Annotated in this window: 11 protein-coding genes; 3 read left to right on the forward strand and 8 right to left on the reverse strand. The window is 73.1% G+C overall.

The features are described 5' to 3' along the window. Positions 1-3: 3 nt before the first annotated feature. Positions 4-2,091: an NAD-dependent DNA ligase LigA gene (gene ligA / locus FB382_RS12720; RefSeq protein WP_182539657.1), complete on the reverse strand. Its 2,088-nt coding sequence runs from the start codon at positions 2,089-2,091 to the stop codon at positions 4-6. A gap of 65 nt (positions 2,092-2,156) precedes the next feature. Here ligA and FB382_RS12725 point away from each other — a divergent pair, with 65 nt between their 5' ends. The 3 genes from FB382_RS12725 (at position 2,157) to FB382_RS12735 (ending at position 5,201) form a co-directional block, all read left to right on the forward strand. Continuing rightward, the gene (locus FB382_RS12725) at positions 2,157-2,783 is read left to right on the forward strand and encodes an alpha/beta fold hydrolase (RefSeq protein WP_220481339.1); all 627 of its coding nucleotides are present in this window, start codon (positions 2,157-2,159) and stop codon (positions 2,781-2,783) included. A gap of 130 nt (positions 2,784-2,913) precedes the next feature. Next, positions 2,914-3,510, forward strand: coding sequence for a TetR/AcrR family transcriptional regulator (locus tag FB382_RS12730; protein WP_182539659.1), 597 nt, complete (start codon positions 2,914-2,916; stop codon positions 3,508-3,510). Between the two features lie 50 nt (positions 3,511-3,560). Continuing rightward, complete coding sequence (locus FB382_RS12735) at positions 3,561-5,201, forward strand: MFS transporter (RefSeq protein WP_182539662.1); 1,641 nt, start codon at positions 3,561-3,563, stop codon at positions 5,199-5,201. A gap of 53 nt (positions 5,202-5,254) precedes the next feature. Here the strand turns inward: FB382_RS12735 and FB382_RS12740 are convergent, their stop codons facing one another. The 7 genes from FB382_RS12740 to obgE form a co-directional block, all read right to left on the reverse strand. Continuing rightward, positions 5,255-6,364, reverse strand: a complete 1,110-nt coding sequence (locus tag FB382_RS12740; RefSeq protein ID WP_182539665.1) for a hypothetical protein — start codon at positions 6,362-6,364, stop codon at positions 5,255-5,257. 16 nt (positions 6,365-6,380) lie between these two features. Next, on the reverse strand, positions 6,381-7,382 hold the full coding sequence (locus tag FB382_RS12745) for a uroporphyrinogen decarboxylase/cobalamine-independent methonine synthase family protein (protein WP_182539667.1): 1,002 nt from the start codon (positions 7,380-7,382) through the stop codon (positions 6,381-6,383). Continuing rightward, a complete protein-coding gene (gene mnmA / locus FB382_RS12750; protein ID WP_182539669.1) occupies positions 7,379-8,485 on the reverse strand; it encodes a tRNA 2-thiouridine(34) synthase MnmA in 1,107 nt (368 codons plus the stop codon). The genes FB382_RS12745 and mnmA overlap by 4 nt, the downstream gene beginning before the upstream one ends. Before the next feature lie 7 nt (positions 8,486-8,492). Next, the gene (locus tag FB382_RS12755; RefSeq protein WP_182539671.1) at positions 8,493-9,692 is read right to left on the reverse strand and encodes a cysteine desulfurase family protein; all 1,200 of its coding nucleotides are present in this window, start codon (positions 9,690-9,692) and stop codon (positions 8,493-8,495) included. Between the two features lie 62 nt (positions 9,693-9,754). Next, positions 9,755-10,408 carry a nucleotidyltransferase domain-containing protein gene (locus tag FB382_RS12760; protein ID WP_182539674.1) on the reverse strand — a complete coding sequence of 218 codons (654 nt, stop codon included), beginning with the start codon at positions 10,406-10,408 and terminating at the stop codon, positions 9,755-9,757. A gap of 21 nt (positions 10,409-10,429) precedes the next feature. Beyond that, on the reverse strand, positions 10,430-11,545 hold the full coding sequence (gene proB / locus FB382_RS12765; protein ID WP_182539676.1) for a glutamate 5-kinase: 1,116 nt from the start codon (positions 11,543-11,545) through the stop codon (positions 10,430-10,432). Between the two features lie 7 nt (positions 11,546-11,552). Then, entirely contained in the window at positions 11,553-13,088 is a 1,536-nt protein-coding gene (gene obgE, locus FB382_RS12770; protein WP_182539679.1) for a GTPase ObgE, read from the reverse strand. Between the last annotated feature and the right edge of the window lie 42 nt (positions 13,089-13,130).

A 13,130-nucleotide genomic window follows, 5' to 3' on the forward strand; every position in this document is an offset into this window, starting at 1 on the left:
GCGTCACAGCGCGGCGGGGCCGCCTTCGAGGAGCACCTTGAAGGCGGCCTCGTCGAGGATCGGGACGCCGAGCTGCTCGGCCTTCTCGGCCTTGGAGCCTGCGCTCTCCCCCACCACGACGTAGTCGGTCTTCTTCGACACCGAGCCGGCCGCCTTGCCGCCGCGGGACAGGATCGCCTCCTTGGCGGAGTCGCGACTGAAGTCGACCAGCGACCCGGTGACGACGACGGTGAGGCCCTCGAGGGTGCGGGGGGTGGACTCGTCGCGCTCGTCGGCCATCGTGACTCCGGCGGCCTCCCACTTGTCGACGATGGTGCGGTGCCAGTCGACGGTGAACCACTCGATGACCGCCTCGGCGATCGTCGGGCCGACGCCCTCCGCGGCCGCGAGCTGCTCCTCGGTGGCCGCCCGGATGGCCTCCATCGAGCCGAACTCCGTGGCCAGGGCCCGGGCGGCGGTCGGCCCGACGTGGCGGATCGAGAGGCCGACCAGCACCCGCCACAGCGGGACCTCGCGGGCCTTGCCGAGGTTGTCCAGCAGCCGCTGGCCGTTGGCCGACAGCACCCGCTCGCCCTCCTCGTCCTTCTTCGCCGCGCGGGTGAACAGGTCGGTGGTGAGCAGCTGGTCGGGACTGAGGTCGAAGACGTCGCCCTCGTTGGCGATCGCGCCGGCCTCGAGCAGGGCGACCGCAGCCTCGTAGCCGAGGCCCTCGATGTCGAACGCGCCGCGACCGGCGACGTGGAAGACCCGCTCACGCACCTGGGCGGGGCACTTCTCGTGGTTGGGGCAGCGACGGTCCTTGTCGCCCTCCTTCTGCTCCACCAGGCCGGTGCCGCACGAGGGGCACTCCCCCGGCCCGACCCACTTCGCGAGACCGTCGGGCCGCAGCGGCAGCACCGGGCCGACGATCTCGGGGATGACGTCGCCGGCCTTGCGCAGGATCACGGTGTCGCCCGGACGGACGTCCTTGCGCTCGACCTCGTAGTAGTTGTGCAGCGTGGCGTTCTCCACGGTCGAGCCGGCCACCCGGGTCGGCTCCATGACACCGTAGGGCGTGACGCGGCCGGTGCGCCCGACGTTGACGCGGATCTCGAGGAGCTTGGCGTTGACCTCCTCGGGTGGGTACTTGAACGCGATCGCCCACCGCGGGGCACGGCTGGTGGAGCCGAGCCGTCGCTGGAGGGCGACGTCGTCGACCTTCACCACGACCCCGTCGATCTCGTAGGACACCAGCGAGTGACGGTGCTCGCCGGCGTGGGCGATGAAGCCCTCGACGTCCTTCAGGGTCGGCAGCACCCGCACCTGGTCGGAGACCGGCAGGCCCCAGGCGGCGAGCGCCTCGTAGGCCTGGGACTGCGCCCGCGGCTCGAAGCCCTGCCGGGCCCCGATGCCGTGGCAGACCATGCCGAGCGCCCGGGTCGCGGTCACGCGGGGGTCCTTCTGGCGCAGCGAGCCCGCCGCGGCGTTGCGGGGGTTGGCGAAGACCGGCTTGCCGGCCTCGGTCATCGACTCGTTGAGCCGCTCGAACGCCTCGACGGGCAGGAACACCTCGCCGCGCACCTCGACCAGCGCGGGCACCGGGAAGTCGGCGGACTCCTTCAGCCGGTGGGGCACGGAGGCGATCGTCTTGACGTTGGGCGTGACGTCCTCGCCGGTGCGGCCGTCGCCACGGGTGAGCGCCCGGACGAGGCGGCCCTCCTCGTAGAGCAGGTTGATCGCGAGGCCGTCGACCTTGAGCTCGCAGAGCAGCGCCGGGGCCTCGACCCCGTCGCGGCCGAGCCGGGCGTGCCAGGCGGCCATCTCCTTGAACGAGAAGGCGTTGTCGAGGCTCTCCATGCGCTGCAGGTGGTCGACCGCGGTGAACTCGGTGGAGACGGCGCCGCCGACCTTCTGGCTGGGCGAGTCGGGGGTGCGCAGCTCGGGGAACTGCTCCTCGAGCGCCTCGAGGCGGCGCAGCCGCACGTCGAAGTCGCCGTCGGAGAGCGTGGGGTCGTCGAGAACGTAGTAGCGCCAGCGCGCGTCCTCGATCTCCTCCGCGAGCTGGCGGTGCTCGTCACGGGCCTCGGGGGTCGCCGGGGTCGGGTCGCTCATGGGGCACATCTTGCCCGGTGGCACCGACGTCCCATCCGGGGGCGCGTCGGCTCCGAACACCTCCCGTGCCGACCGAGACCGCGACACCCGCCTCGCCTGCCCTGACCCGGAGGGACGTCCCCGGGCGGCGCGCCCTGGTGCTGATGCTGCACGGCGGCACGGAGACGTCGACCCGCCCCGTCGACGGCCGCAGTGCCTCGTGGCGACGGTCGGCGGCGATGCAGCGCGCCATCGGCGACACCCTCCACGAGGCCGGCGTGAGCACCTGGCTGGTCGGCTACCGGCAGCGCGGGTGGAACGGCGGGGCGCCCGTCGAGGACGCGCGCTGGGCCCTCGACGAGGTACGACGGGAGCTCGGCCGGCTCCCCGTCGTACTGCTCGGGCACTCGATGGGCGCGCGCACCGCCGTGCACGTGGCCGACGACGAGGACGTGGTGGGTGTGGTCGGGCTCGCCCCGTGGCTGCCCGAGGGCGAGCCGGTCGGGGCCCTCGCGGGCAAGCGGCTGCTGGCGGCCCACGGACGGCGCGACCGCATCACCTCCCCGCGGGCGACCCGCGCCTACGTCGAGCGTGCCGCCAAGGTCGCCGCCGAGGTCGACTTCGTGGACATGGGGCCGGTCGGCCACTACATGTTCAAGCGGGTGCGGGCCTGGAACGAGCTCGCCGCCCGGGCCTCGCTCGCGCTGCTCTGAACGGGTCGACAACTGGTCCAGACCATCCGGCCGATTCCGGATCGGCCGGGAATGGATCGGCGGTCCTCGGCTGTTCGCGATGAAACGAAACCGTTTCGTTTCATCCATGTGAACAGATCGAGGACACCGCATGACCCCCAGTTCCGAGCCGGTCCTGACCCGTCCGCGGGTCGAGGGCGACCGTGAGCAGGAGATCCTCGACGCCACCCTGGAGGTCCTCGGTGACGTCGGCTACGACCGGCTAACCATGGACGCCGTCGCCACCCGCGCCAAGGCGTCCAAGGCCACGCTCTACCGCCGCTGGAACGGCAAGGTCGCCCTCGTGATCGACGCCCTGCTGTCGGTCAAGAGCACCCCCGCCGCCCCCGACACGGGCAGCCTCCGCGAGGACCTCATCCAGTCGTTCTGCGGCATGGGCGGGCTCACCGACGAGCAGTCGGTCGGCACGTTCGCCGCGGTCATCACGGCCATCAGCCGCGACGCGGAGTTCGCCGAGGCGTTCCGCCGCGAGGTGATCGGCCCCAAGGCCCGCGTCGCCCAGGAGATCTTCGAGCGCGCCGACGCGCGCGGCGAGATCGCCCCCGGCGTCGACCTGTCCCTGCTCGCCCCCGCCCTCGCGGGCATCGTCCTGCACCGCATGTACCTCATCGGGGAGCTCCCCGACCAAGACCTCATCACGCGGGTCATCGACCAGATCATCCTGCCCGCCGCCACGCGCCGGCCCTGACCGGCTCCCCGACGTACCTCCCGTCAACGACGACACCCGAAGGAAACCCCATGGCTGACCTCCAGCAGACCGAAGTGCCGGTCGAGGCCCCCAAGGCCCATTACGGGTGGGCCCTCGTGCTCATCTCGATCGCCCAGCTGATGGTGGTGCTCGACGCCACCATCGCCAACATCGCGCTGCCGTTCATCGGCCGCGACCTCGACATCAGCCAGGCGAACCTCTCCTGGATCGTGACCGGCTACGCCCTGGCCTTCGGCGGCCTGCTGCTGCTGGGCGGTCGCCTCGGCGACCTCTACGGCCGTCGCAAGGTCTTCATGATCGGCCTGTCGGTCTTCGCGATCGCCTCCCTGCTCGGTGGCCTCGCGACCTCCGAGCCGCTGCTCATGGGCGCGCGGGGCCTCCAGGGCTTCGGCGCCGCCCTCGCCTCCCCCGCCGCGCTCGCCCTGATCACGACGACTTTCCCGGCCGGCCCGCAGCGCAACCGCGCGTTCGCGGTGTACGCCGCGATGTCGGGTGCCGGTGCCGCCGTCGGCCTGATCCTCGGTGGCTGGCTGACCGGCCTCGACAGCGCCTTCGGCATCGAGATGAGCGGCTGGCGCCTGACCTTCCTCATCAACGTCCCGATCGGCCTGGTCGCCGCCGCTCTCGCGCCGCGTGTGCTGGCCGAGTCGGAGTCCCACCCCGGCCAGCTCGACATCCCCGGCGCCCTGACCGGCACCCTGGGCCTCCTCGGCCTCGTCTTCGGCCTCACCCGCGCCGGCCAGGCCGCGCACGGCTGGGGCGACCCGGTGACGATCGCGTCCCTCGTCGCCGGCGTGGCGCTGCTCGCGCTCTTCGCCTTCATCGAGTCGCGCGTCGAGCACCCGCTGCTGCCGGTCCGGATCTTCCAGAACCGCACCCGCGCCGCGAGCTTCATCGTGATGATGCTGGTCCCCGCCGCGATGTTCGCGATGTTCTTCTTCCTGAGCCTCTTCATCCAGCAGCTCGTCGGCTACACGCCGCTGCGGACCGGCTTCGCGTTCCTGCCGTTCTCCGTCGGCATCGTCATCGGCGCCGGCCTGTCCTCCAACCTGGTAGGCCGGATCGACGCGCGCTTCATCGCCGGCATCGGCACGCTCATGGCCTCCGCCGCGCTGCTCGGGTTCTCCCGGCTCTCGATCGACGACTCGCCCTCTGCGGTGGTCTCGGCGATCTCCCACGGCGCCACGGCCGGCGCGGACGTGAACTACTGGACCTCGATCCTGCCGTTCATCCTGCTGATGTCGGTCGGCATGGGCCTCACGTTCGTCCCGCTGACCCTGACCGCCGTGCACCACGTGCGGGCCGAGGACTCCGGCATCGGCTCGGGCGTGCTCAACACGATGCAGCAGGTCGGCGGCGCGCTCGGCCTCGCGACGCTGAGCACCGTCTCGCTGCACTTCGTGAACAACCGCGCCGACACGATCGCCCCGGCCCTCCTCAAGGCCACGCAGGACGCGGGCATCGACCCGAGCGCACCGATCCCGGGCTCGTCGCTGACGTTCATCCAGGCGGCCGGTTTCCAGTCGACCTTCACCGAGGGCGCGACCCACGCGTTCCTCACCGGGTCGGTCATGATCCTGCTCGCCTCGCTCGTCGTGTGGACCTTCCTGACGGTCAAGCACGAGGAGCTGGCCACGGACGGCCCCGAGGGCGGCGTCCACGTCGGCTGACCCCGTCCCACCCGCGCCGACCCGTCGTCAGCTGACGACGGGTCGGTGTCATTTCATCGTCCCTCGGCCTGCGCCTGCGCCAGGTCGAACTCGACGACCTCCTTGTCGCACCGCAGGCCCAGGTTGCGGTCGCCCAGGAAGCCCTTGACGAGGTACCACTCGGCGACGACCTCCACCGCGTCCTGCGCCTCGGGCACGTCGAAGCCGCTGAACCGTACGCCGACGTACTCCCCCTCGCGGCGCTGCAGCATCCACACCTGGCCGTCCGGTCCGGGCTGCCACAGCAGGTAGCGCGGCCAGCGGGCGCCCGGGAACCGGGCGCAGTGGTCGTAGGCCTGCGTGTGGCAGGCCTCCGCCGCCACCCAGGTCGGGCCGCTGATCGAGGCCAGCACGTCGATGTCGGCGGCCGGGACGTCCAGCTCGCGGAGGCGGTGGATGCGTCCGCCGACCGCGCCCGGTCCCCACGACGCCTTCAGCGGGGAGCTCCCCTGGTCGGTGAAGCCGGCGTAGCCACCCCGCCGCAGGAGGTAGGCGTTGACGAGGGAGCTGTCGGTCGACGCCTCGCGGTCGTAGGCGTGCGGGTCCGGCTCCTGACCGCCCCACGCCTCGAGGTCGTCACCGGCGTCCACGACGTCCTGCGTCGTGCTCAGGTGAAGCCGGTCGTCCCGCGCGATCGCCTCCAGGTCCTCGACGGGGACCTGCAGGTCGAGGTCACGCGGGTCGCCGGTGATGTCCGGACCGGACGAGAGCACCATGACGTCCTCGCGGGGCCCCTGCAGGATCACCGCGACGCTTCCCGGGTCCTCCTCCGGGACGACCTCGCCCCACCTCAGGTGGACCCCGTCGCCCAGGTCGACGCAGTGGAACGCCTCGGCGCAGGGGTCCCGGTCGAGATGCGGCTGGAGGGTGACCCGGACCAGGTCGCCGTCCTCGCTCGGCTCCGAGCCGTAGCGGATGTCGGCGCCCAGCAGGCCTTGCGGGCTGCTGCGGTCGGTGTAGGTCGCCTGGAGGTGGTCGACGTCCACGTCGAGGTGGTCGAGCGCGACGGCGGCGATCGCCGCCTGCGTGATCGGGACGTCGCCGCCCTCGTCGGGCGACGCGCCGGTCCGGGAGCCGCAGCCGGCGAGCAGCACCAGCACGACCAGGATCGAGATGCGTGGCACGGCGGCTCCCCCGGGATCAGTCGGTCAGGTTGCCCGCGGTCGTGCGCAGCAGCGGCAGGACGCGGCGGGTCCAGGTGTACGACGCACCGGCAAGGCCGCAGGTTGGGCTGATCGCGAGCCCGGCGCCGATCGTTGCCGGATCGAGACCGAGCATGTCCAGCCACCGCAGCACCGACTCGGTGAGCTGGGTGTCGGTGGGCTGCCTGGCCGGGTCGGTCGACGGCGCGACGCCCAGCACGACGGTCTCGCCCTTCTCCAGGGCCTCGGCGAGCTGGTCGTGGCCCGCCGCCCCGACCTGGGACAGGTCCACGGACAGCCCCCGCGCGCCGGCGCCACGCGCCAGCCCCAGCGGCGCGTCGGCGGAGCAGGAGTGCAGCCACGGCTCGGCGCCCTCGTCGGTGATCGCCTCGAAGACCCACGCCAGCGCGGCGGAGGCCTCGGGCGGGTGCACCGTGCGGTGCCGTCCCCAGCCGGACGCGGTCGGGATCTTCCCGGCCAGGACCGTGGCCAGCGCCGGCTCGTCGACCTGCACGACCAGGCGGTCCACGCCGGGCAGCCGGCGGCGTACGTCGCGAACGTGGTCGCGCACGCCCTCGGCCAGCGCCTGGGCCAGGTCGCGCCGGGCGCCGTGGTCGGCGAGCACCTTGTCGCCGCGCGGCCGCTCGACGGTGGCGGCGAGGGTCCACGGCCCCGCCACCTGGATCTTGAAGGAGCCGGTGTATCCCTCGGCCTGCTCCTCGAGGTGGTCGAGGTCCTGGCCCAGCAGGCTGCGGGCGCGACGGTGGTCGACGCCCGGGCCGTCCGTCCCGGTGAGCCGCCAACCGGCGGGCTGGAGGTCCGCGCCGAGGTCGCTGAGCACCGCGAGGCCGCGGCCCGTCATCGACGCGGTGGCGCCGCGACCGGGCACCTCGGGCAGGTGCGGCAGGTCCGGGAGCTCCTCGAGGACGAGTCGCACGGCGGTGCCGAAGGCGTCCTGGTCCTCGCCGGGCATCGATCCGACGCCGGTGGCCACCGTCATGTGTGGACCCGCTGGGTCGCGGCGATCGTGGCCGAGCCGACGACCCGGCTGCCGTCGTAGAAGACCGCGGCCTGGCCCGGGGCGATGCCGTGGGCGGGGTCGAGCAGCTCGATGGCGACACCGTCGTCGCGGACCGTCACGACCGCGCGGTGCTCGTCGCCGTGCGCACGGAGCTGGACGGTGACGTCGGGGCCCTCGAGCACCTCCGGGACGGTGCCGCACCAGCGCGGCTTGATGCCGGTCAGCCGGTCGACGGCCAGCCGCTCGCGCGGGCCGACGGTGACGGTGCCGCTGACCGGCTCGATGTCGAGGACGAAGCGCGGCTTGCCGTCGGGCGCCGGGGTGCCGATGCGCAGGCCCTTGCGCTGGCCGATCGTGAACCCGACCGTGCCCTCGTGCTGTCCGAGCACCTCGCCGGTCGCGTCGTCGACGATGTCGCCGCCGTGGTTGGTGGCGCGGTCGCCGAGCTTCTCGCGCAGCCAGCCGGCGTTGTCGCCGTCGGCGACGAAGCAGATGTCGTGGCTGTCCGGCTTGTCGGCCACCAGCAGACCCCGCGCGGCCGCCTCGGCCCGGACGGCGGTCTTGTTGGTGTCGCCGAGCGGGAACAGTGAGTGGGCCAGCTGGGACTGGTCCAGCACGCCGAGCACGTAGGACTGGTCCTTGCCGTGGTCGACCGCCCGGTGCATCTCGATCAGCCCGTCCGCGCCGGAGCGCAGCTGGGCGTAGTGGCCCGTGGCGACGGCGTCGAAGCCCAGCCCGAGGGCCCGGTCGAGCACCGCGGCGAACTTGATCTTCTCGTTGCAGCGCAGGCACGGGTTGGGCGTGCGGCCGGCGGCGTACTCGTCCATGAAGTCCTCGACCACGTCCGCGTGGAAGCGGTCGGAGAGGTCCCAGACGTAGAAGGGGATGCCGATCACGTCGGCCGCGCGGCGCGCGTCGTTGCTGTCCTCGATGGTGCAGCAGCCGCGGGCGCCGGAGCGGTACGACGCGGGGTTGCGCGAGAGCGCGAGGTGGATGCCGGTGACGTCGTGGCCGGCCTCGGCGGCGCGCGCGGCGGCGACGGCCGAGTCGACGCCCCCGGACATGGCGGCGAGGACCTTCATCGGGTGATCACCGCCGCGAGGCCCGGGCCCGCTCGACGACGGGTCCGATCGCGTCGACGAGCGCGTCGACGTCGGCCCGGGTGGAGGTGTGGCCGAGCGAGAAGCGCAGCGAGTGCCTGGCGGCCTCGTCGGTGCACCCCATCGCGAGCAGGACGTGCGAGGGCTGCGGGACGCCGGCCGAGCAGGCCGACCCCGTGGAGCACTCGATGCCGCGGGCGTCGAGCAGCATCAGCAGCGAGTCGCCCTCGCAGTCGGGGAAGCCGAGGTGGGCGTTGCCGGGCAGGCGCCGATCGCCGAGCGGCGCGCCGTGCAGGTGGGCGTCGGGGACGGCCGCGATGACCCGGGCCACGAGGTCGTCGCGGAGCGCCCGGACCCGGACCGCGTGGTCGGCCTGCTGCTTGACGCTCAGCTCGACGGCAGTCGCGAAGCCGGCGATCGCGGGGGTGTCGATGGTGCCGCTGCGGATGTTGCGCTCCTGGCCGCCGCCGTGGACGAGGGCGGTCACGTCCACCTCACGGCGTACGACGAGCGCGCCGACGCCGTAGGGCCCGCCGACCTTGTGGCCGGTGAGCGTGAGCGCGTCGACGCCGGAGGCCGCGAAGTCGACCGGCACCTGGCCGACGGCCTGCACGGCGTCGGTGTGGACCGGGATGCCGTGCTCGGCGGCGAGGGCCACGACCTCGTCGAGGGGCTGGAGTGTGCCGACCTCGTTGTTGGCCCACATCACCGAGATGAGGGCCACCGAGCCCGGGTCACGCTCGATGCTGGCGCGGAGCGCGTCGACGTCGAGGCGGGCCTGCTGGTCGACCGGCAGGAGCTCGACGTCGGCGCCCTCGCGCTCGCCGAGCCAGTGCAGCGGGTCGAGGACGGCGTGGTGCTCGACGGCGGTGGTCAGGATGCGGGTGCGGGCCGGGTCGGCGGCGCGCCGGGCCCAGAAGACGCCCTTGAGGGCGAGGTTGTCGGCCTCGGTGCCGCCCGAGGTGAACACGACCTCGCCGGGCCGGCAGTTGAGGGCCTGGGCGATCGTCTCGCGCGACTCCTCCACGACCCTGCGGGCCTGTCGGCCGGAGGCGTGCAGCGAGCTCGCGTTGCCGACGTCGAGCAGGTGCGCGGTCATCGCCTCCACGGCCGAGGGCAGCATCGGCGTGGTGGCGGCGTGGTCGAGGTAGACCGTGCGCGGCCGGGTCGTGGGGGTCGGGGAGCTCATGGCGTGGTCCAGCGTACGGCGGTCACCACGCCGCGCCCCACTCCCGGTCCATCAGCCGTCCATCACCCGTCCATCCACGCCAGCCACGGGTGGTCCGGGTGCAGCCGGCCCACGGCCTCGCGCAGCCAGGCGCGCGCCTCCGGGGCGAGCAGCGGCCACGTCACCTCGAGGTCGCGACGGTCCTTGGCACGTTGCAGTCGGGCCTTGTACATCAGCGCGATCTCGGGGTTGAGGTAGCGGATCCCGTCCGCCGCGACGTGGGTCGCCTCCTCGACCGGGAGGACGTGGCCGGGCAGCTTCTTGTTGGTCCAGAGTCCGTCGCGGTCGGGGGTGACGGGCAGGTCCATCACCCACGGGGACGTGGCGTCGCGCCGCACCCAGACCTGGCTCTCGGGGTCCATCAGGTCCGGCCAGCGGTCGGTGAGCGGGCGGAGCGCACCGTCGGCGATGTTCCACAGCTGCCAGCGGTCACCGACGTGCTCGCGGAGGGCGGCGACGTCGCGGACCAGGATCGAGACGTCGACGTCCTCGTGCTCGCGCGGTGCGCCGGTGAAGGCCTCGATCGACCAGCCGCCGACGATCCACCACGGACGGTCGAAGCCGTCGAAGAACTCCGCGACGCCGGCAGGGTCCAGGCAGTCCCACGGACCGTAGAGCCGCTCCCAGTAGTCGTCCTCGGCTCGTTCCTCGGGCGTCTGGGGCATCGGCTCGCGCATGGGGCGAGGCTAGAGGAGGCCCTAGAGCAGCACGAGGTCGTCGCGGTGGACGACCTCGCGTTCGTACGCCGCGCCGAGCTCGCGCTTGAGGTCGTGGGAGGACCGGCCGAGCAGGCTGGGCACCTCCTCGGCGTCGAAGTTCACCAGACCGCGCGCGAAGGCGACGCCGTCGGGGCCGCACAGGTCGACGGGGTCGCCGGCGACGAACTGGCCGGTCGCGCCGGTGATGCCCGCTGCGAGCAGCGACGCGCGCCGCTCCGCGACCGCCCGGACGGCGCCGGGGTCGAGCAGCAGCCGACCCTTGGGCTCGGTGGCGTGGGCCAGCCACAGCAGGCGGGTGGGGCGCCGGCGGCCGGTGGGGTGGAACAGGGTCCCGACCCGCTCGCCCGCGAGGGCCGCGGCGGCCTGGTCGGCGGCGGTCAGCACGACCGGGATGCCGGCACCGGTCGCGATCCGGGCCGCCTCGACCTTGGTCTGCATGCCACCCGTGCCGACGCCCGCGGCGCCGGTGCTGCCGATGCGCACGGCGGCGAGGTCGGTGTCGGCGAGCACGTCGCCGAGCAGGGTGCTGGCGGGGTCGGCCGGGTCCGCGTCGTACAGGCCGTCGACGTCGCTGAGCAGGACGAGCAGGTCGGCGTGCACGAGGTGGGCGACGAGGGCCGCCAGGCGGTCGTTGTCGCCGAACCGGATCTCGCTGGTGGCGACGGTGTCGTTCTCGTTGACGATCGGCAGCACGCCGAGCTCGAGGAGCTTGGCGAAGGTCTGGTAGGCGTTGCGGTAGTGCGCGCGCCGGGTCACGTCGTCGACGGTGAGCAGGACCTGGCCCGCGATGACGCCGTGGCGGGCGAGCTCCTCGGTGTAGCGGTGGACCAGCAGCCCCTGGCCGACGGATGCCGCGGCCTGCTGGGCCGGCAGGCCCTTGGGGCGACGCTTCAGGCCGAGCGGGGCGAGCCCGGCGGCGATCGCGCCGGAGGAGACCAGCACGACCTCGACGCCGCGCTGTCGCAGCTCGGCGAGGACGTCGACGAGCCTCTGGACGCGCGCGGGATCGATGCCGCCGGACGCCGTGGTCAGCGAGGAGGACCCCACCTTGACCACGACGCGACGGGCGTCGGTCACCTGCGCGCGCACGCTCACCGGCCGGTCACTTCCCCGGGTCGTCTTCCGCCCAGTCGGGATCCTCGGCGGTGCCGATGGTGTAGCTCTTCGGGCCGTAGCTCTCGGGCTTGTCGAGCCGGCGCGCGACGTCGGCCCGGGTCTCGGTCTCGGTGCGCTCGTCCATCGCCTCGTCGATCGCGCGGCGGCGGCGGGCCGCGGGCCGCGAGTGGTCGAAGCGCTGGTCCTCGCCACGGCGACCGAGCATCTCGGCGCCGGCGTCGATGCCCGGCTTGAAGTCGAAGACGACCGAGTTGTCCTCGTGGCCGATGATGACCGTGTCGCCCTCCTGCGCGCCGAGCTCGAGAAGCCGGGTCTCGACACCCAGCCGGTTGAGCCGGTCGGAGAGGAAGCCGACGGCCTCGTCGTTGCTGAAGTCGGTCTGGCGGATCCAGCGCTCGGGCTTCTCGCCGCGTACCCGCCAGCCGTCCTGGGTGTCGGTGATGGTGAAGGTGTCGTTGCCGTCGGCGGAGGCGGGCCGCAGGATGATCCGCTTGGCCTCCACGACCTCCTTCTCCGCCCGGGCGCGCTGGACGATCTCGGCCATCGCGAAGGTCAGCTCGCGCAGGCCTTCGGTCGACATCGCGGAGATCTGGAAGACACGCAGGCCGCGCTCGCGCAGCTCGTCGACGACGAAGTCGGAGATGTCGCGACCGTCGGGCACGTCGACCTTGTTGAGCGCGACGAGGCGCGGACGGTCCTCGAGGCCGCCGTAGCGGCTGAGCTCGTTCTCGATGATGTCGAGGTCCTCGACCGGGTTGCGGCCGGGCTCCATGGTCGCGGTGTCGATCACGTGGACCAGCGCCGCGCAGCGCTCGATGTGGCGCAGGAAGTCGTGGCCCAGGCCGCGACCCTCGCTCGCGCCCTCGATCAGGCCGGGGACGTCGGCGACGGTGAACGTCGTGTCGCCGGCCGTGACCACGCCGAGGTTGGGCACGAGGGTGGTGAACGGGTAGTCCGCGATCTTGGGCCGGGCCCGGCTGATCGCGGCGATCAGGCTGGACTTGCCGGCGCTCGGGAAGCCGACCAGGCCGATGTCGGCGACGACCTTGAGCTCGAGGACGATCTCGAGCTCCTCGCCCGGCTCGCCGAGCAGGGCGAAGCCGGGGGCCTTGCGCTTGGACGAGGCCAGCGCGGCGTTGCCGAGGCCGCCGCGGCCGCCGGCCGCGATCACCATCTCGGTGCCGGCGCCGGTCATGTCGGCGAGCACGGTGCCCTTCGGCGTACTGACGACCGTGCCGTCCGGGACGGTCAGCACCAGGTCGGAGCCGTGGGCGCCGTTCTTGTGGTCGCCCGCGCCCTGGCCGCCGTTCTCGGCGCGGCGCTTGGGGCTGTGGTGGTAGTCGATCAGCGTCGTGACGTCGGGGTCCACGCGCAGGATGACCGAGCCGCCCGGGCCGCCGTTGCCGCCGTCGGGGCCGCCGAGCGGCTTGAACTTCTCACGGTGCACCGAGGCGACGCCGTTCCCGCCGCGGCCGGCGCTGATGTGCAGCGTGACCTGGTCGACGAACGTGGGGACAGCCATGGGTGCTCCTGTGACTCGCAGGCGGGACCTGCAGAAATGGCG

Source organism: Nocardioides ginsengisegetis, assembly GCF_014138045.1.
Classification (GTDB): domain Bacteria; phylum Actinomycetota; class Actinomycetes; order Propionibacteriales; family Nocardioidaceae; genus Nocardioides; species Nocardioides ginsengisegetis.

Coding starts and splice junctions, on each gene's coding strand:
- mnmA (WP_182539669.1), bottom strand. CDS start 8,485: ATGAAGGTCCTCGCCGCCATGTCCGGGGGCGTCGACTCGGCCGTCGCC.
- FB382_RS12735 (WP_182539662.1), top strand. CDS start 3,561: ATGGCTGACCTCCAGCAGACCGAAGTGCCGGTCGAGGCCCCCAAGGCC.
- obgE (WP_182539679.1), bottom strand. CDS start 13,088: ATGGCTGTCCCCACGTTCGTCGACCAGGTCACGCTGCACATCAGCGCC.
- ligA (WP_182539657.1), bottom strand. CDS start 2,091: ATGAGCGACCCGACCCCGGCGACCCCCGAGGCCCGTGACGAGCACCGC.
- FB382_RS12760 (WP_182539674.1), bottom strand. CDS start 10,408: ATGCGCGAGCCGATGCCCCAGACGCCCGAGGAACGAGCCGAGGACGAC.
- FB382_RS12755 (WP_182539671.1), bottom strand. CDS start 9,692: ATGAGCTCCCCGACCCCCACGACCCGGCCGCGCACGGTCTACCTCGAC.
- FB382_RS12745 (WP_182539667.1), bottom strand. CDS start 7,382: ATGACGGTGGCCACCGGCGTCGGATCGATGCCCGGCGAGGACCAGGAC.
- FB382_RS12730 (WP_182539659.1), top strand. CDS start 2,914: ATGACCCCCAGTTCCGAGCCGGTCCTGACCCGTCCGCGGGTCGAGGGC.